Annotated in this window: 1 protein-coding gene; it reads left to right on the top strand. The window is 36.0% G+C overall.

Annotated features, from left to right (window positions below):
- Positions 1-344 (top strand): hypothetical protein (locus tag Q0881_RS17780; RefSeq protein ID WP_299163322.1); only part of this gene is annotated, 344 nt, incomplete at both ends.

The following is a 344-nucleotide window of genomic DNA, read 5'->3' as shown; positions in this document are numbered from 1 at the left end:
ACAGTATCAGAGTTTGGATGTACAACAGCAAATACAACAAATAATGCAACGATAACAGTGAATCCAGGAGCTATTACTGGAGGAACAGGAACCTATGTACGAGTAGAGTTTATCGATGCAGGAACGGCAGCAGTACTTCAGGATAGTGGAAGTTTTGTATACACATCAACAAATGAAGCAGGAGGAAATTATACAATAAATGTATATGATGACAAAGGATGTTTAGGAACAATTGGAGCAACAATCCAACCATTTGAGAAGTTAATCGATGCAACAATTACAGTAACAAAAGCTATAGATTGTGCAACAGGAGAAGATATTACAGTGAAAATAAATCCAGATAT

It is taken from the genome of uncultured Tenacibaculum sp. (genome assembly GCF_947494125.1).
Taxonomy (GTDB): Bacteria; Bacteroidota; Bacteroidia; order Flavobacteriales; family Flavobacteriaceae; genus Polaribacter.
The sequence above is the reverse complement of the archived record's forward strand: the minus strand, read 5'-3'. Positions and strand labels throughout refer to the sequence as shown.